The 17,379-nt window shown below is 68.1% G+C and carries 15 protein-coding genes; all 15 read right to left on the minus strand.

Going from position 1 to position 17,379, the window contains the following annotated elements:
• Positions 1 to 26: 26 nt before the first annotated feature.
• From G5B40_RS10225 to G5B40_RS10295, 15 genes are read right to left on the minus strand one after another with little or no spacing between them, the layout of a single operon-like run.
• Positions 27 to 902, minus strand: a complete 876-nt coding sequence (locus G5B40_RS10225) for an amidohydrolase family protein (protein ID WP_165098173.1) — start codon at positions 900 to 902, stop codon at positions 27 to 29.
• The gene (locus tag G5B40_RS10230) at positions 899 to 2,005 is read right to left on the minus strand and encodes a VWA domain-containing protein (RefSeq protein ID WP_165098175.1); all 1,107 of its coding nucleotides are present in this window, start codon (positions 2,003 to 2,005) and stop codon (positions 899 to 901) included. The genes G5B40_RS10225 and G5B40_RS10230 overlap by 4 nt, the downstream gene beginning before the upstream one ends.
• Positions 2,002 to 2,883, minus strand: coding sequence for an AAA family ATPase (locus G5B40_RS10235; protein ID WP_165098177.1), 882 nt, complete (start codon positions 2,881 to 2,883; stop codon positions 2,002 to 2,004). The genes G5B40_RS10230 and G5B40_RS10235 overlap by 4 nt, the downstream gene beginning before the upstream one ends.
• Entirely contained in the window at positions 2,884 to 3,906 is a 1,023-nt protein-coding gene (locus G5B40_RS10240) for a xanthine dehydrogenase family protein molybdopterin-binding subunit (protein WP_165098179.1), read from the minus strand. It abuts the gene before it with no gap.
• A gap of 1 nt (position 3,907) precedes the next feature.
• Complete coding sequence (locus G5B40_RS10245) at positions 3,908 to 5,842, minus strand: xanthine dehydrogenase family protein molybdopterin-binding subunit (protein WP_165098181.1); 1,935 nt, start codon at positions 5,840 to 5,842, stop codon at positions 3,908 to 3,910.
• The gene (locus G5B40_RS10250; RefSeq protein ID WP_165098183.1) at positions 5,842 to 6,324 is read right to left on the minus strand and encodes a (2Fe-2S)-binding protein; all 483 of its coding nucleotides are present in this window, start codon (positions 6,322 to 6,324) and stop codon (positions 5,842 to 5,844) included. The genes G5B40_RS10245 and G5B40_RS10250 overlap by 1 nt, the downstream gene beginning before the upstream one ends.
• Positions 6,324 to 7,124, minus strand: a complete 801-nt coding sequence (locus tag G5B40_RS10255) for an FAD binding domain-containing protein (RefSeq protein WP_165098185.1) — start codon at positions 7,122 to 7,124, stop codon at positions 6,324 to 6,326. Before G5B40_RS10255 ends, G5B40_RS10250 begins: the two co-directional genes overlap by 1 nt.
• Positions 7,121 to 7,564 carry an SRPBCC family protein gene (locus G5B40_RS10260; protein ID WP_165098187.1) on the minus strand — a complete coding sequence of 148 codons (444 nt, stop codon included), beginning with the start codon at positions 7,562 to 7,564 and terminating at the stop codon, positions 7,121 to 7,123. The genes G5B40_RS10255 and G5B40_RS10260 overlap by 4 nt, the downstream gene beginning before the upstream one ends.
• 1 nt (position 7,565) lies before the next feature.
• A complete protein-coding gene (locus G5B40_RS10265) occupies positions 7,566 to 8,003 on the minus strand; it encodes an SRPBCC family protein (RefSeq protein ID WP_165098189.1) in 438 nt (145 codons plus the stop codon).
• Positions 8,004 to 11,504, minus strand: coding sequence for a flotillin family protein (locus G5B40_RS10270; protein ID WP_165098191.1), 3,501 nt, complete (start codon positions 11,502 to 11,504; stop codon positions 8,004 to 8,006).
• A gap of 19 nt (positions 11,505 to 11,523) precedes the next feature.
• On the minus strand, positions 11,524 to 12,348 hold the full coding sequence (locus G5B40_RS10275; RefSeq protein WP_165098193.1) for a phosphoenolpyruvate hydrolase family protein: 825 nt from the start codon (positions 12,346 to 12,348) through the stop codon (positions 11,524 to 11,526).
• Between the two features lies 1 nt (position 12,349).
• Positions 12,350 to 14,509 carry an ABC transporter permease gene (locus tag G5B40_RS10280; protein ID WP_165098195.1) on the minus strand — a complete coding sequence of 720 codons (2,160 nt, stop codon included), beginning with the start codon at positions 14,507 to 14,509 and terminating at the stop codon, positions 12,350 to 12,352.
• Entirely contained in the window at positions 14,502 to 15,308 is an 807-nt protein-coding gene (locus G5B40_RS10285; RefSeq protein WP_246209799.1) for an ABC transporter ATP-binding protein, read from the minus strand. The genes G5B40_RS10280 and G5B40_RS10285 overlap by 8 nt, the downstream gene beginning before the upstream one ends.
• Positions 15,305 to 16,357: a branched-chain amino acid ABC transporter permease gene (locus tag G5B40_RS10290; protein ID WP_165098197.1), complete on the minus strand. Its 1,053-nt coding sequence runs from the start codon at positions 16,355 to 16,357 to the stop codon at positions 15,305 to 15,307. Before G5B40_RS10290 ends, G5B40_RS10285 begins: the two co-directional genes overlap by 4 nt.
• Positions 16,358 to 17,368, minus strand: a complete 1,011-nt coding sequence (locus G5B40_RS10295; RefSeq protein ID WP_211907445.1) for a branched-chain amino acid ABC transporter permease — start codon at positions 17,366 to 17,368, stop codon at positions 16,358 to 16,360. It abuts the gene before it with no gap.
• Positions 17,369 to 17,379 lie beyond the last annotated feature (11 nt).

Below are 17,379 nucleotides of genomic sequence, written 5' to 3' on the forward strand. Positions count from 1 at the left end.
GTCTCTCCCTGTTCTGCGGCTTCCGGTCAGAGCCGGTAAACGCGCGCCGCCGTATCGTTGAAAATCGCGTCGCACGCCTTCTGGCCGAGGGGTTCCGCCCCGGCCCGGAACGCGGCGAATAGGTCTTCGTAGCGGCACCAGATCTTCTCGATCGGGAAGTTGGAGCCGAACATGCACCGCTCGGCGCCGAAGATGCCGGCGGTGGCCTGGATCATCTCGGCGACGAAAGCGGGATCGTTCCGGTGAATGAAGGTCCCGAAGGCGGAGAGCTTCGTCACCACGTTCGGCTCCGCCGCCAGCCGCTCCATGCCCGCGCGCCAGGCCCGGCGGCCCGCGTCGCTCACATCCTCCAGCATCCCGGCATGCTGCAACACGAAGGTCACGCCCGGACAGGCGGCGGCGAGGCTGGCTGCGCCCTCCATCTGGTCGGCGAAGACCTGCAGATCGAAGCTCCAGCCGTAATCCGCCAGCGCCGCGACATTGCGCTGGACGCGCGGGTCGGTCGCCAGATCGGGCCGGCTCGCGAACCGGTAGAGCGCGTTCTCATGCGAGTGAAGCTGCTGGCGGACGCCGCGCATCAGCGGGTATTTCGCCAGCCGGTCGAGTTGCGGGCGCACATCCTCGCGGGTGAAATCGGCATAGGCGACGATGGCGTGCGGCCAGCCCGCTTCATCGGCGACGGACTGGACCCAGGCGGCCTCGTCCTCGAACCTGTCGACCGCCCAGTTGGTCTGCACATAGACCGATTTCGTGATGCCGGTTCCCTTGAGGTCGTCGAGATATTCGTCGATCAGATAATCCCGCCGGATCGAGCCGTAGGGGCCGAAGATGCGCGGCTGCTCCGGCCCCATGAGCCACGGCAGGTCCCTTTGTCGCCAGATATGATGGTGCGCGTCGATCATGAGGCCCTCGCAATATTCAGAACATGGTCCGCGACCGCCTCCACCCGCCCGCCGGCGCCGAGCTGGTCGAGATAGGGAAGGATCGCGGAAAGCGCGCCGGTGCGCGGCGCAAAGTCCGCGTCGGCCTTGAGCGGCGTCAGCCAATCGAGCGTCCATGCGGCGCGGGAAAGGCGGCGCACCGCGTCCACCATCTCCGCCGGGTCGCCGCGCTCCAGCCCGTCGGAGAGCACGATGACGGCGGCGCCGCGGGCGAACCCGGCGTAGCGCGGCACCGCGAGGAACGCCTGAAGCGCGTCGCCGATCCGCGTGCCGCCGTCGATATCGGCGATCAGGGACGCGGCGCGGGCCAGCGCCTGTTCGCGCCCGGCGGGCGCCAGCGCCGGGGTGATCCGCGTCAGCCTCGTGCCGAGGGTGAAGATCTCGACGCGATCCGCGGCCTGCGCGAGCGCGTGCGCGAAACGGAGCGCGGCGTCCGTCTCCGCCTTCATCGAGGCGGAAACGTCGATCAGCAGAACAATGCGCCGCTGGCGCTCCTTCCGTCGGCGGCGCGGCAGGACCATGATCTCTCCGTCCCGGCGCGCGGCGGCGCGGATGGCGCGGCGGATGTCCGGCTGATCGCCCTTGCGCGCCCGCGCCCTTCGATAGGACCGACGGCGCGGCAGACGCTCAGGCGCGAGGCGGGCGAAGCGGGCCAGCGCCTCGTCCTCGGCGCCGACGATCTCGCGGTGCGAAAGACGTTCGACCACGGTCGCCTCCGCGCCCGCCTCCTCTTCGTCCTCCTCGGCCTCGATCTCGATCTCGCCGCCCGGCTCATGCGCCTCCGTCTCGCCTTCGTCGTCATCCTCGGAGGGCGCTGGCGCCGCAATGGTCTGGCCGAAGAAGATCGCGCGAAAGAGCGCGTCGAACTCCGCCTCCCGCTCCGGCGGAATGGCGAAGAGGGCGCGGGCGGCGCTTCTCACGTCCTCGATGGAGCGGGGGCCGAGCAGGCCGACGCCCTCGATGAAATCGATGGTCTGATCGGGCGATACGGCGAAGCGATGCTCGCGCAGCACCGCCGCGAACTGGACGAAGGGCCGGATGGCCGGGGGAAGCGCCCCGGTCACGCCGCTTCGCCCGGCAGAACGGCGTCGAAGCGCTGCGCCATGTAGGTCAGATCGTCCTGATCCTTCAGCGCGACGCCGATGGCGCGGCGAAAGGCGGCGGGCCAGGCTGCGCCCTGGGAGTTCAGCAGCGTCGCCGCCTCGGCCCATTCGATCGTCTCGGCGACGCCGGGCGGCTTCGCCAGCGGCTCCGCACGCAAGAGATTGACCGAGGCGACCACCGCATCGGCGGTCGATCGCGCGACCGTGCTGGCGCGGGCCATCACGATCTCCGCCTCCAGCGCGGGATCGGGATAATCGATCCAGTGATAGACGCAGCGCCGGCGCAGCGCCTCATGGAGATCCCGCGTGCGGTTCGAGGTCAGCACCACGACCGGCGCGCGGGCGGCGCGGATCGTGCCCGTCTCCGGGATCGAGATCTGGAAGTCGGAGAGGAACTCCAGCAGGAACGCCTCGAACTCATGGTCCGAGCGGTCGATCTCGTCGATCAACAAGAGGCAATCGTCGGGCGCGCGCAGCGCCTCCAGCAAGGGCCGCTCCAGAAGGAATTCGTCGGCGTAGAGGTTCAGATGCCCCTCGCCCGCCTGCCGGATCGCGAGCATCTGGCGCGGGTAGTTCCACTCGTAAAGCGCCGCCGCCGCGTCGATGCCTTCGTAGCACTGAAGCCGCACGATGCGGCGCGAAAGAACGGCGCCGAGCGCGACGGCCGCCTCGGTCTTGCCGACGCCGGGCGCGCCTTCCAGCAGCAAGGGTTTGCCGAGCGCGAGCGCGAGATACGCCGCCGTCGCCAGCGGCTCGCTGGCGAGGTATTGCGCGCCGGCGAGCGCCTGGCCGAGCGCATCGGGGCTTCCGACGCCGGATATGACCGGGCGGACCGGCACCTAGGCCCGTCCCTGCGGCCGCGCGCCGCCATTGGCGCGGATGCCGCGCAGCACTTTCTCGGGCGTGATCGGCAGCGTGTCGCACTCCACCCCGACCGCGTCGAAGACCGCGTTGGCCACGGCGGGGAGCAGCGGGTTGGCGCACATCTCCCCGGGCCCCTTGCCGCCATAGGGGCCGTCCTCGGCCGGCCGTTCCAGCACCGCGATATGATGCGGGGCGACATCGCCCGGCCCCGGCATCAGGTACTGGTTGAAATCGGTCGGGCCATGTTCGCGGTCGGGATAATAGGGCTCCGTCGTCTCGTAGAGCGCGTGGCTAAGCCCCATCCACGCGCCGCCGATCAACTGCTGCTCCACCAGTTTCGGGTTCAGCGCGCGGCCGAGTTCATAGGCCGAGTTCACCTCCGTCACCGTCACCTCGCCGGTCTCGTCGTCGACCTCCAGATCGACGACCAGCGCGGCGTGCGCGAAGCAGGAGACAGGCGTCATTTCCCCGGTCTCCGAATCCACATCGGAAAGCGGGATCAGGAAAATTCCGCGCCCGGCCAGCGTCCGCCCCTGTTTGAACTGCGCGGCCTGCGATGTCTCCATCACGGTGATCGAGCGGCCCGGCGCGCCCTTCACATGAATATTGCCGGCCCCGTCCGTCTCCAGATCGGAGGCGTTGACCTCCAGCTCCTCGGCCGCCGCCTCCAGCATCGCCTTTCGCGCCTCGGTCGCGGCGCGGATCACCGCATTGCCCATCCGGTGCGTCCCACGCGACGCGAAACTGCCCATGTCGTGCGGGCCGGTGTCGCTGTCGGCCGTATCGACATAGACATCCGCAATGGGAACGCCGAGCGTCTCCGCCGCGATCTGGCGGGTGACGGATTTCATTCCCTGCCCGAGATCGATAGCGCTCAGCGTCACCATGAACTTGCCGTCGGGAGTCGCGTGAACGAGCGCTTGAGAGGGGTCGCCGCCGAGATTCATTCCGATCGGATAGTTGATCGAGGCGAAGCCGCGGCCCTTGTGAACGGTCATCTCAACGCCTCCTGACGCCGGAGAGGAAGCGCGGCGCGCCGGGGCGGGTTACGCCGCGCTGGAAGGGTTTTTCGGGCTCATACGGCGCCGTCGGTTGCCCCGCCGGCGGCTGGGTCGACTGCGGCGCAGGCTGACGCGGCTGCGGCTGGGGCGCGGGCGGGGTCTGATAGCTCGGGCGCTGCGGCTGCGGCTGATACGCGGGCGGCGCTGCGGCGGCGGGCGGCGCTGCGGCGGGGCGCTGCGCCTGACCCGGCGGCGCGGCCGGCGCCGGTCGGTAGGGTTGCGGCGCGGGCGCCGCCTGTTGCGGCCTCGGCTGCGAGGAGGACGGCAACACGGTCTGCGCCTCCGAGATCCGATGGCCGATCCGCTCCGCCTCCAGGATCATATCCTCGTCCTGCGGCGGCGCGGCCTGGATCGCTCGCCCGTGAACCCCGGCCGCGATGCGGCCCTTCGGCCCGCCCGCCGCGCCGGGCGCCGTTGGAAGGTCGCGCTGGCGTCGCTCGCCGATCCTGCCTTCCTGATCGGTCACCGTCTCCGGTATCTCGGCCCGCCAGCCTTCGCCGCCGCCGGACAGGCTGGACTGGGCGGCGGCCTCGGCGCTGATCGCGATTCCGGCCTTTTGCGCCGCGACCTGACAGCATTCGATCAGCGCGCAGTTCTTGGCGATGCGCCGGTGCGCCTTCATGTCGCCGTCGCGATAGGCGTTGAGGATGCGGAACTCGACCGGGTTCATCCCCACCGCGCGGGCGTTCTTGTCCATCTGCCGTTCGATGGCGAAATCGACGGCGGTGACGCCGAAGCCGCGCATCGCGGTGGCCGGGGTGCGGTTGGTGTAGACGCAGTAGACATTCGCCGCGACGTTCCGGATCGCGTAGGGCCCTGGCATATGCCCGACGGCCTTGACGATGGCGTAGCTCGAAAGCCGCGTGTAGGCGCCGGCGTCGAAAAACCCCGTGAACTCCCGCGCCAGAAGCCGCCCGTCGGCGGAAAGCCCGTCCTTGATGCGCCAGCGCTCGGCCCCGCGCGGGGCCCCCACCTGCATCTCCTCCTCCCGGTCCCAGCAATACTTGACCGGACGCCCGGTCAACATGGCGCCCAGAACCGCCAGCGGCTCATGCATGCTGTCGACCTTGCCGCCGAAGCCGCCGCCCACCGTGCCGCCGATGAAATGCAGCCGCGAGGACGCCATGTCGAGCACCTTCGCCGCGGTGCCGAGCGAGAAGAACAGCGCCTGCGTCGAGGTGTGGCAGACATAGCGGTCGTTCGTCTCCGGGGCCGCGATGGCGCCGCAAGTCTCCGTCGGGGCCTGCTCGATGGGCGACATCTGGTATTCGCCCTCGACGATATGCGTCGCTTCGGCGAAACCCCTGGCGACGTCGCCGAAGCGCATTTTCTGATGGTCGTAGCGGTCGTAATAATCGAACGTGTTGTTCGGGTACTCCTCGTTCACCACCGGCGCGTTCGGCTTCAGCGCCTCCTCGGGGTCGAGGACGTGCGGCAGAACCTCCCAGTCCACGCGCACGGCGGCGACCGCGTCACGCGCCTGCCGCTCGGTATCGGCGATGATCGCCAGCACCGGCTCTCCCCTATAGGCGACCTTCTTCGTCTGGAGCACCATCTCGTCGTCGCGCCCGAAACCGATCAGCGAGAGGAGCGTGTTCATGTTGCGCGGCACATCCTCGCCCCGCACGATCCGCCTGACGCCGGGCATCCGCTCCGCCGCGCTCGCGTCGATCGACCGGATGCGGGCGTGATGGTGCGGCGAGCGCACGCAGCGCATGTGCAGGAGCCCGTCGAAGAGGTGATCGTCGAAATAAGCCGAGCGTCCGGTGACATGGCCGAGAATGTCCTGCCGGCGCGTCGGCTTGCCGATCTCCGCGAGATCGTCGTCGCGCTCGTCCTTGAAATATTCCTTCCGGAATTCGATCGATGACATCAGGCGGCCCTCCCGCGCATGCGTTCCGCCGCGGCGAGAATGGCGTCGATGATCGGCTCGTAGCCGGTGCAGCGGCAGATATTGCCGGCGATCCCCTCGGCGACCTCTTCGCGTGTCGGGGTGGGGTTCTCCGCCAGCAGCGCTTTCGCCGCCATCAGCATGCCCGGCGTGCAATAGCCGCACTGGGCGGCGAAACCCTCCATGAAGGCGTCCTGCAGGGGGTGAAGGTCCGGCCCCTCCGCGAGGCTGGCGGCCGTCTCGACGGAGCGGCCCGCGACCGCCTCCGCCAGCGTCAGGCAGCTGAGTTGCGGGCGCCCGTCGATGAGCACCGTGCAGGTCCCGCAGGCCCCCTGTCCGCAGCCGTATTTCGGCGTGAGATCGCCCAGCCCGCGCCGCAGCGCGTCCAGGAGATTCTCGCCGCCCTCGACGAACAGATCGGCGGTCGAGCCGTTCAATGTGAAACTGATTGGCGTTCTGGCCATCACCGCCTCCCGTCTTCGAGCAACAATCTCCGCAGATGCACCGGCGCGACCTCGCGCCGGTACCAGGCGGAGGCGAGCGGATCGTCAGGCGGATCCAGCCCCTCCGTCGCCGCGGCCAGCGCCCGCGCGATCCCGCTCTCGTCCAGCGCCGCGCCCTCCAGCGCCCGCTCGACGGCGCGCGCCCGCGCCGGCGCCGGCCCCATCGCGCCGAACGCGACGCGCGCGCCCGCGATCCGCCCCGGCGCCCCCGGCAGCCACGCGGCGATCGCCATGACCGAGACACCCTTCGGTTTCACCCGGCTGACTTTCCGGAACCGGAACTCCCCGTCGCGCGGCCGGGCGATGGAGACGGAGGCGACAAGCCCCGCGCCATCGCGCCGCGCCAGCAATTCCTCCAGCGGCGTCTCGCGCCCGTCCGCCATCCGCGCCTTGCCGTCGAGCGCCAGCAGCGCGGTCGCGAAATCGCCATAGGGATGCGCCGCGAAAAGATTTCCGCCGACCGTCGCCATCTGTCGCACCGCCGGCCCGCCGATTGCGCGGGCGACCGGCTCCAGAAACGCCAGATCGCGGGACGCCATCACATCGGCCATGGTCGCGCCGGCGCCGATCTCGATCCGGTCGCCCGCGGCCGCGATGCGCCGCAGCCCCTGGTCGCGGACCCGGATGATCCGCCGGAAACTCTGATCGCCGTAATTCGCGGCGCGCATCACCAGCGTCCCGCCGCCGAGATAGCGCCCGTCGCCGCCGATGGCGCGGGCGGCCTCGGCGAGCGTATCGAAGGTTTCGACAATGATGCTCATGCGGCGGCTCCCAGATGCTCGCGTATGGCTTCGAAACCGGCGCTGTAAATCCCGTCGCCGACCTGCGCCGCCAGTTCTTCCTCGCGTCCCGCGGGGGTGTCGAAGCGGCTTTCCCATTCCCAGAACGTGGCGTTCCCGTCGGTGACCGGGGTCAGACGGCAATGGGCGACATAGTTGAAAAGCGGAATCGGCGTATCCAGAAGGCAATAGGAGAACGCCATCTCGAGGTCGGAAAGCGTCAGCAACTGCTCACGCAGGTTCGAGCCGTCCGCCAGCCTGAAATTTCTGACGCAGCCGATCCTGTCGACGGGCTCTCCGCGCTCGACATGGCTTTCCGCGACAGCGGGGTGCCAGCGGTCATGCCCGTTGAAATCGCGGATCGCGTCCCAGACCGTCTCGACCGGCGCATCGATCACCGTGCTGCGGACGACCCTGACCATTTCAGCCTCCGAAATGCCGTTTCAGCGCGTCAAAGCCGCCCTGAAAGACATTCCCGCCGATTCCGGCGACCAGATCCGACTCGTCGTTCGGGGCGCATGCGAATTCCGCCGACCATTCGGCGAAACAGCGGTCGCCGTCGGTGATCGGCGTCAGGCGCAGCGTCGCGACGTAATCCGAAAGCGGCATCGGCCCGTCCAGCATCGAGTAGGTGCAGAAGTGATCGTAATCTGAAAGGCCGAGAAGCTGCTCACGGATATTGTCGCCGTTCTGAAGATTGAAATTGCGGATGCAACCGACCTTGTCGCCGGGCAGGCCGTCCTCGATCCGGCTGTCGCGGATGCGCGGATGCCATTTCGGCAGGGCGTTGAAGTCGCGGATGCGCTTCCAGACCTCCCCGGCCCCGGCGCCGATCACGCTTGAGACATAGACCCGCGCCATCTATTTCGCCCCTTTCCCGCCATCTCCGCCGGCGCCGGAATCCTCGCCGCCCGCCTTGTCCTTCGCCGCCTTGAGCCGCAACGCCTCGTTCCCGGCGCGGCCCATGTCGGAGGCGTCGCGCAGGATGCTCGACTTCGCTATATTGGCGCCGTCGACGCCGATATCCTTCAGCAGCGAGTCGACGAAGGGCGCCTGCACCCGGTAGCGAAGCGCGGAGTTCATCACATCGTCGGTGGGCGAGCTTCCTCCGCCCCCGCCGCCGCCGGAGCCGCCGCCGCCATTCGACCAGTCGAGCCCCTGCGTGCCGGAGCCGCCGAGCTGCATGATCTTGATGTCGTTGATCTTCTCCAGCGGCTTGACCGAGGCGGCGACGATGCCCTCGACATGCTCCAGCATCTTCCGTTTGAAGAGCGACTGGCGCGCGGCGTCGGTGAGGACGTTCTCCGCTTCGTTGATGAGCTTTTGCGCCTCGGCCTCGACGGCGGCGCGGATCTGCTCCGCCTCGGCGGCGATGCGCTTCTCCTGCGCCGCCTTCTCCGCCATCACCACGTCGATCGAGCGGCGACGGGAGGCTTCCTCGGTCTCCTTCGCGGTGGTGACCTTCTCGGCCGCCTCCGCCGCGCGGGCGCGGGCGATGTCGGCCTTTTCCGCCGCCGCGCTTTCCTCGAGCGATTTCACGTAGAGCGCGATGGCCTTCTCCATCGACGCCTCTTCAGTCGCGCGCTCGCGCTCGATCTCCAGCTTGCGCCGCTCGGTCTGGTGGCCGATGCGGGCGTCGTCCAGCCCGCGTTCGGAGGCGATGCGGGCGCGCTCCACCTCCTCCTGGCTGGCGATCTCGGCCTCGCGGAGCGCCTGCGTCCGGGCGATCTCCAGTCGCTCCAGCGCCTTCTTCCTCTCGATCTTCTTCGCGTCCAGCTCCTGTTCGGCGAGGATGCGCTCCGCGTCGACCGTCTTCTCCTTGGCGACGCGCGCCGCCTCGATTGCCTCGTCGGCGGCGATCTGCGCGGCGTCGAGCGCCTTGTTGCGCGCGATCTCCAGGTTCCGCACCCTCTCGTCGCGGGCGATCTTCTCGGCCGTCGTTTCCTGCTCCTTCTCGATGCGCAGCTGCTCGATCAGGCGGCGCGAAGAAATCTCTGCGCTTTCCACGCCCTCCGCCTTCTCGATCTCGCGCGAGCGAATCTCGCCTTCCTTCTGAATCTCGGCGGCGCGGGTCCGGAGCTGTTCGCCGATCCGGGCGGCGTTGATCTCCTCCTCGGCTGCGATGGCCGCGTGATCGACCGCCTTGTTGCGCGCAACCTCGCGCTCGCGAAGGTCCTGCTCATAGGCGATGCGCTCGGCGGCGACCGCCTTCTCCTTGGCGAAGCGGGCGGCCTCCACCGCCTCCTCCTTCGCGATCTCCGCCGCCTCGATGGCGCGGGCGCGGGCGACGTCGCGCTCGCGGGTCTTCTCCTCGCTCTCGATCCGCCGGACGGAAAGCTTCGCCTCGCGGGCGATGCGCGCCGCCTCGACCGCTTCGCTCGCCGCGACCTCGGCCTCGTCCACCGCCTGATTGCGGGCGATCTCCAGCTCGCGTGTCGCCTTCTCGAAGGCGATCCGTTCGGCGGCGACGGCCTTCTCCTTGGCGATCTTCGCCGCGTCGATGGCTTCGGACCGGGCGATCTCCGCGGCTTCGATGGCGCGACCGCGCGCGACCTCGCGCTCCTCCGTCGCCTCCTGGCTGGCGATGCGCTCGAAGGCCAGTTCCTTGTCCTGCGCGATGCGGGCTTTCTCCACCGCCTCGCGGGCGGCGATCTCGGCCTCGTCCACCGCCCGGTTGCGGGCGATCTCCAGCGCGCGCACGCGCTCCTCCTGCGCGATACGGGTCGAATCCGTAGCCTCGCGCGCCGCGATCTGCGCCTCGTCCAGCACCCGCTGGCGCTCGATCTCCAGCCCCCGCGTCGCCTGCTCGGAGGCGATGCGCTCCGCCGCCAGCGCCTTTTCGCGGGCGATGCGCGCCGCTTCGGTCGCCTGTTCGGAGGCGATCTCCGCCTCCTCCAGCACCTTCTGGCGCTCGATCTCCAACTCCCGCGTCGCGCGGTCGGAGGTGATGCGCTCCGCGCTCACCGTCCGCTCCTGCGCGATGCGCAGCTTGTCGGCGGCTTCGCGGGCGGCGATCTCCGCCTCCTCGACCGCCAGGTTGCGGGCGATCTCCTTCTCGCGCGTCGACTGGTCGAGGGCGATCCGCGCCTCGGTGATCTCGCGCTCCTGCGAAATGCGGGCCTTCTCCACCACCTCGCGGGCGGAGATGTCGGCCTCGTCGACAATGCGCTGGCGCTCGATCTCCTGGCTGCGATTTTCCTGATCCTTGGCGATGCGCGCTTCGGTGACGGCGCGCTCCTGCGCGATGCGCGCCTTCTCGATGGCTTCCGCGGCCGCGATTTCCGCGGCGTCGGTTTCCTGCCTGGTCTTGATCCGCTCTTCCGAGACGCTCTTCTCCTGCCGGATGCGCGCTTTCTCGATCGCCTCGCGGGTGGCGATTTCGGCCTCGTCGATCACCCGCTGGCGCTCGATCTCCCAGCTTCTGACCTCGCGCTCGGATTTGATCCGGGCTTCGGAGATCTGGCGATCATTGGCGATCCGCGCCGTTTCGATCGCCTCGCGGCTCAGGAGGCTCGCCTCCTCGCCTTCGCGCTCGCGTTCGGCGCGCTCGCGCACCAGTTCGGCGCGTTGCTGGGCGCGGCGAAACTCGATCTCGCGCTCCTGCTCCAGCCTTGCATGCTCGCTGTCGCGTTCGATCTCCAGCGACTGGCGCTCGGCCTCAAGGTTGCGCGCCCGGATACGGATCATCGTCTCCTGCTCGATGTCGTTCCTGAGCTTCCGGCGCTCCTCCACAGCCTGGATGACGGAGGTCAGACCCTCGGCGTCGAACCGGTTCGAAGGGTTGAAATACTCGATATCGGTCTGATCGATATCGGTGATCGCGACGCTTTCCAGCTCAAGCCCGTTCTTCTCCAGCCCCATCTGCGCGGCGTTCAAGACCCGGGCGACATAGTCGTTCCGGTTCTCGTGCAGTTCCTCCAAGGTCATTTCGGAGGCGATGGTGCGCAGACCCGAGATGAACTTGCCCGACAGGAGCCCGTGCAGCCGCTCCGCCTCGAGCGAGCGGCGGCCCAGCGTCGATGCGGCGAGGCTGACCGCCTCTTTCGAGTTCTTCACCCGGACGTAGAACTCCGCATCGACGTCGATCCGCATCCGGTCCTTGGTGATCAGCGCCTCCTCCTTCTCGCGCGTCACCGCAAGCTGGAGCGTGTTCATGTTGACCGGCGTGATGTCGTGGATGATCGGCCAGACGAAGGCGCCGCCGTCGATCACCACCTTCTCGCCGAGGAAACCCGTCCTTACGAACGCGATCTCCTTTGTCGAACGGCGATAGAGCCATCGCATCACCCAATAGGCGATGAAGATGACGATGACTGCGAAAATCAGCCAGAGGATCAGTTGTCCGATCAGCTCTCCGGTCATGGTGGCCTCCCTCTCCGCGTCAGGGGCGGATGCTCTTGAATTTCTTGGTCTGTTCGGTCAGCGCGATCTCCGTCGGCAGCCGCTCCATGGAGGAGGCGCCGTAGAAACCGTGGCAATGCTTCGTGTTCTTCAGAACGAATTCTGCGTCGCCGGGCATGGCGACCGGCCCGCCGTGGACCAGCACGAGCGCATCGGGGTTCACGGCCAGCGCCGCCGCAGCCCACTTGTCGGTCAGCGCGGGCGCGTCCTCCAGCGCGACGCCGGTCTCCGCGCCGATGGAGCCGCCCGCCGTCAGCCCCAGATGGGCCACGATGATGTCGGCTCCCGCGCCGGCCATCGCCGCCGCGTCCGCTTCGGAAAAGACATAGGGCGTCGTCAACAGGTCACGCTCGCGCGCGAGGCGGATCATCTCCACCTCCTGCGCATAGGACATGCCTGTCTCCTCCAGATTGGCGCGGAACGTCCCGTCGATCAGCCCCACGGTGGGAAAGTTCTGCACCCCGGCGAAGCCCATCGCCTTCAGCTGGTCCAGGAAGTGCGGCATCAAGCGGAAGGGGTCGGTGGCGCAGACCCCGGCCAGCACCGGCGTATGCTTCACCACCGGCAGCACCTCCGCCGCCATCTCCGTCACGATGGCGTTGGCGTCGCCATAGGGCATCAGCCCGGCGAGGCTGCCGCGCCCGGCCATCCGGTAGCGGCCGGAATTGTAGATGACGATGAGATCGATCCCGCCGGCCTCCTCGCATTTTGCGGAAAGCCCGGTGCCTGCCCCGCCGCCGATGATCGGCTCGCCCGTCGCCGCCATCGCGCGGAATTTCGTCATCAGCTCGCTTCTGCTCTGCATATTAGGCTCCCGCGGCGCGGCGCGCGCCGCCGCCGTGCAATTCGCGGAACGTCGCCACGGCAAGCGCGGCGAATTCCGGGTCGTTGATGTTGTGAGGCGTGCGGATCAGACGGCGCTGCATCGTCTGGCTCACGGTTCCCTCCAGCGTAGAGAATAGCGCCTCATCGGCCTGCGGATCTCGAAAGGGCTGGCCGTCGGCGTCCAGCGCGGAGACTCCGCCCTCGGGCAGAAAGAACCGCACCGGCCCGGTCATCCGGTTCAACCGCGCACCGATGAACCGGGCGATCCGCTCGTTCTCCTCCACCGAGGTCCGCATCAGCGTGATCTGCGGGTTATGCTCATAGAGAAGCCGCCCGCGATACCGCTCCGGCACGGTCTCCGGCGCGTTGAAATTCACCATGTCGAGCGCGCCGCAGGCCCCGATATAGGGAAGGCCCGACCGGATCGCGGCGCCGAAACGATCCTCCGTCGCCGGAAAGACGCCGCCCGCCACCATGTCGCAGACCTCGGTCGTGGTCAGGTCGATCACTCCGGCCAGCATGCCCGAATCGAGCAGGTTCTCCATCGCTCTTCCGCCGGTCCCGGTGGCGTGGAAGACGAGGCAGTCGTACTCCCCCTCCAGTTCGGCCGCGACCTGCCGGACGGCGGTGGTGGTGACGCCGAACATGGTGAGGCCGATCGCCGGCTTTGACGGCGCGGCCGGCGCCGGCGCCCGCCGCGCCTTCGCCATGCCCGCAAGCGCATGCGCGCCGTTCGCCAGCACCTGCCGGGTGATCGAGTTCAACCCCTGCACGTCGGCGACGGAGTGCAGCATGAAAATGTCGGACGGCCCGACATATTGCTCGGTGTTGCCGCTGGCGACGGTGGAGACGATCACCTTCGGCACCCCGACCGGCAGGGCGCGAAAAGCCGGCGCGACCAGCGCCGTGCCGCCGGAGCCGCCCGCGCCGATCACGCCGGCGACATTGTCCTGCGCCTGCATCCAGCGTTCGAAGGCGACGGTCATTCCGGCGACCGCCGATCCCCGATCGCCGGTGAAGACGCCGCTCGCGCCGCGCGGATGGAACCCGGCGACGGCGTGCGGCGGCACATCGGCGCCCGAGGGTTTGCCGCTGGTGGAGAGGTCGACCATCCGCACCCTCACCCCCTCGCCCTTGAGGATGTCGCGGATGAACCGCAGCTCGGCCGACTTGGTGTCCAGCGTTCCCGCCACCAGGACGTCGCCGGGCGCCCCCGACGCGCGCGCGCGCATCGGCCGGGCCTTTCGAGCCGACGAAGCCTCGGCCGCCGTCACCGTGCGCGCCGATCCTTCAATCACCCGCACCGGAACCGACTGCGACCAGCGCGTCGGCGTTTTCGGATTGGAGAGGTAGATCTTCGTCGGCCCCGCCGCGCGCTCTGTCGGCGCATGCGCGACGGCGGTGTCCGGCGTTTCGTCATGCGCGTGGCGCCCGACGCCCAGCAAAGCCTGCTGCAGGTCGCGATCGGCCGCGAGGCGCGCCGCATCCATCACCCGGTCGATCTTGCCATTGACCATGATCGCGACGTTTTCGGAGACCGCGCAGGCGACGCCGATATTCTGCTCGATGACAAGAACGTCGATATCGCCCTCGCGCCCGAGCCGGAGCAACATCTCTTCGACCTGGCTGACGATCACCGGGGCGAGCCCCTCGGTCGGCTCGTCCATCACCAGAAGCCGCGGATTCAGGAGGAGCGCGCGGCCGATGGCGAGCATCTGCTGCTCGCCGCCCGAAAGCTGCGCGCCGAGATTGTCGCGCCGCTCCGCGAGACGTGGAAATGTCGAATAGATGCGCTCGACCGACCAGGCGCCGCCCTTCACCGCCACCAGCTTCAGATGCTCGTCGACGCTGAGCGAACGCCAGAGCCGGCGTCCCTGCGGCACATAGCCGACGCCAAGCCGGGCGATGTCGGAGGGCGTCATGCCGGTCAGCGCCTGGCCATGAAGCGCGACCGCGCCCGAGGCGGCCCGCTCCAGCCCCATGATCGTCTTGCAGAGCGTGGTCTTGCCCATGCCGTTCCGCCCGACGACGGATAGAACGCCTCGATCGAGCGTCAGGTTCACGCCCTGCAGGGCGTGCGACTGGCCGTAGAACACGTTCAGGTCGCGTATCGCGAGAGAGGGGACGCCGCGTTCAGCCATCCTCGCCCCCGCCGAGATAGAGCGCCTGCACCTCGGGATCGTTCTCGATCTCGGCCGGTTTCCCTTCTTTGAAGATGCGCCCATTATGCATCATCGTCACAGATTCCGCGACGCGGAGCGCGACATCCATGTCGTGCTCGATGATGATGAAGCCCATATGGCCCGGAAGGCCGGTCAGGATCTCCACCAGATCGCGCCGCTCGGTGGGCGAAAGCCCCGCCGCCGGCTCGTCGAAGAGAATGAAACGCGGCGCGCCCGAAAGCGCCATCGCGATCTCGAGCTGGCGCTGCTGGCCGTAAGAGAGATTGGCGACGATAGTGTCCTTGGCGTCCTCCATATGGACGACGCGCACCAGGTTCTCCGCGCTCGCCATCAGCGCGTCGTCCCGGCGCGGGCGGCGAAAGGAGAACCGCCCGCGCGAGACTCCGCAACTGGCGAGATAGACATTGTCGAGCACGCTCAACCCGGAGAAGAGCAGCGAGATCTGGTAGGTGCGGCGCAGCCCCCGCCTGATCCGCTCATGCGGCGGAAACGCGGTGATGTCCTCGCCGAAGAAACGGATAGAACCGGTGGTCGGCGGAAAATCCCCGGTCACGCAGTTGAAGAGCGTGGTCTTGCCGGCGCCGTTCGAGCCGAGGACCGCCCGGCGCTCGCCCGGGCGCACGGTCATGTCGATATCGGCGAGCGCAGAGAGCGCCCCGAACATCTTGCCGACGCCGCGAAGCTCCAGCGCGTTCGCGGTGCCGGTCGAACTCAACCGCTCCGATATCGTCGCCGTCATGTCCACCGGGGCGTTCAAAATTTCGCCTCGTCACGGTCCAGAAGCGGGTCGCGCCCCCGGCTCGCCTTCCATTTCTCCCAAAGCCCGAGGATGCCGTCCGGCGACCAGAAGACGATGGCGAGAAAGCCGATTCCGATCAGAAGCTGGAAGCGTTCCCCGGCGAGGCCGAGGCCGACCAGCGCATCGGTCGCGAAGGTCTTGAGGATGACATAGATCAGCGCGCCGATGAACGGCCCGATCGGATGGCGGACGCCGCCGATCACCGCAATGATCAGGATATCGATCACCGGCCCGACGCCGACCGTGCCCGGGGAGACCTGCGCCGACTGCCAGGTCAGGAGAATCCCGCCGATCCCGGCGATCAGCGCGGCGAAAGCGTAGGCGGCGACGCGGTGTGCGTTGACGTTGTAGCCGAGCGCCGCCATCCGGCGCGGATTGTCCCGTACGCCCTGCAGCGCCAGCCCGAACGGCGCGCGGGAAAGGTAGAGCACGGCGAAATAGGCGAGGGCGGCCCAGAACAGCGTCAGGTAATAGAACGCCGTCGGCCCGCGCCAGTCGACGCCGAAAAGCGGCGGCGGCAGGATGCCGTTCAGGCCGTTGAAACCGTTGAAAACGACATAATTCTGCCTGACGAAATAGAAGAAGGCCGAGGCGATCGCGAGGGTGATCATGATCGTGTAGATCCCCTCCGTCCTGACCGCGAGCCAACCGGTCAGCGTTCCGAAGACCATCGCGACGATCAGCGCCAGCGGGATCGCCAGATACCAGGGCCAGCCCTGCGAAATGTCGGTGATGGCGCTGGTTCCGAAGATCGCGACCATGTAGCCGGCCAGCCCCGCCACCGTCATCTGCACGAGGCTGACCATGCCGCCATAGCCGGCGAGAAACATCAGGCTGAGCGCGATCATGCCGAGAATGAAGGTCCAGCCGAAAATCTGGTAGAGCGCATAGTCCCCCGCGATCGCCGGCATGACGATCAGGATCGCGCCGACAAGCCAGTAGGCGAGCGGAATCCGGCTCTCGCGCACCGCCGCGATCTCCGCCGGTCTTTCCTCCGTCAGCGCCATTCAGGCCCTCCCCATAAGGCCCTGCGGCCGGAAGGCCAGCACGACGACCATGATCAGGAAGGTGAGAACGACCGCATAGGTCGGGAAATAGACCGAGCCGAACTGCTCCGCGAGGCCGATCAGCAGCGCGCCGAGCGCGGCGCCGGGAATCGAACCCATCCCGCCGACGATCACCACGACGAGCGAGGCGAGAAGAAAGCGGATGTCCTCGCCCGGCGCGACCGACTGGAAGGTGCCGCCGACGACGCCGGCCATGCCGGCGAGCCCGGCGCCGAAAGCGAAGACGCCGACGAAAACGAGCTGGATGCGCGCGCCCGTCGCCGAGAGCATGTCGCGGTCATCGACCCCGGCGCGGATCAGCATGCCCACCCGCGTCCGGTTGAGAAGCAGCCACATCGCGACCCCGACCGCCACGGAAGCCAGGAAAATCACGATCCGCACCACCGGATATTTCATGTAGACGATGTCGCCCGATCTTTTCTGCGCGGTGGAGAGGAATGTCTCCACCGGCCCGCTCAGCCAGCCCGGCGGCGAGATGTTGTAATAGTCGCCCCCCCAGATCCAGAGCATCAGGTCCGCCAGAACGATGGAAATACCGATGGTCACCAACGTCTGGCGCAGATCCTCCCCCTCCATCCGACGGAAGACGAAGATCTGCAAAAGCACGCCGAGCGCGGCGACGACGACGAAGGCGGCCGGAAATGCGAGCAGCCAGTAGCCGGTCCAGTCCGCCGCCAGAAACCCGACATAGCCGCCGAGAAGATAGAGCGAGCCATGCGCGAGATTGACGTTGCGCATCAACCCGAAGATCAGCGTGAAGCCCGAGGCGACAAGGAAATACAGCCCGCCCAGCGTCACCCCGTTGAAGAGCGCGTTGAGGAAGATCTTCTTGCGCCCGATGGCGTCCGTCAGCCAGTCCGGCCAGAGTGCGAAGATCATCCACAGAAGGATCGCGACGAGAATCGCGATGATCCCGCTCCAGACCGGGTGACGGCTGTAAAACCCTCTCACCGGCGTCCTCC

This window comes from Pikeienuella piscinae, assembly GCF_011044155.1.
Lineage (GTDB): Bacteria > Pseudomonadota > Alphaproteobacteria > Rhodobacterales > Rhodobacteraceae > Pikeienuella > Pikeienuella piscinae.

What these genes read in the sequence shown, in the direction of transcription:
- G5B40_RS10265 (WP_165098189.1), bottom strand. Translation starts at nt 8,003, where the DNA reads ATGGCGCGGGTCTATGTCTCAAGCGTGATCGGCGCCGGGGCCGGGGAG.
- G5B40_RS10255 (WP_165098185.1), bottom strand. Translation starts at nt 7,124, where the DNA reads ATGAGCATCATTGTCGAAACCTTCGATACGCTCGCCGAGGCCGCCCGC.
- G5B40_RS10260 (WP_165098187.1), bottom strand. Translation starts at nt 7,564, where the DNA reads ATGGTCAGGGTCGTCCGCAGCACGGTGATCGATGCGCCGGTCGAGACG.
- G5B40_RS10225 (WP_165098173.1), bottom strand. Translation starts at nt 902, where the DNA reads ATGATCGACGCGCACCATCATATCTGGCGACAAAGGGACCTGCCGTGG.
- G5B40_RS10280 (WP_165098195.1), bottom strand. Translation starts at nt 14,509, where the DNA reads ATGGCTGAACGCGGCGTCCCCTCTCTCGCGATACGCGACCTGAACGTG.
- G5B40_RS10245 (WP_165098181.1), bottom strand. Translation starts at nt 5,842, where the DNA reads ATGTCATCGATCGAATTCCGGAAGGAATATTTCAAGGACGAGCGCGAC.
- G5B40_RS10250 (WP_165098183.1), bottom strand. Translation starts at nt 6,324, where the DNA reads ATGGCCAGAACGCCAATCAGTTTCACATTGAACGGCTCGACCGCCGAT.
- G5B40_RS10240 (WP_165098179.1), bottom strand. Translation starts at nt 3,906, where the DNA reads ATGACCGTTCACAAGGGCCGCGGCTTCGCCTCGATCAACTATCCGATC.
- G5B40_RS10290 (WP_165098197.1), bottom strand. Translation starts at nt 16,357, where the DNA reads ATGGCGCTGACGGAGGAAAGACCGGCGGAGATCGCGGCGGTGCGCGAG.
- G5B40_RS10275 (WP_165098193.1), bottom strand. Translation starts at nt 12,348, where the DNA reads ATGCAGAGCAGAAGCGAGCTGATGACGAAATTCCGCGCGATGGCGGCG.
- G5B40_RS10270 (WP_165098191.1), bottom strand. Translation starts at nt 11,504, where the DNA reads ATGACCGGAGAGCTGATCGGACAACTGATCCTCTGGCTGATTTTCGCA.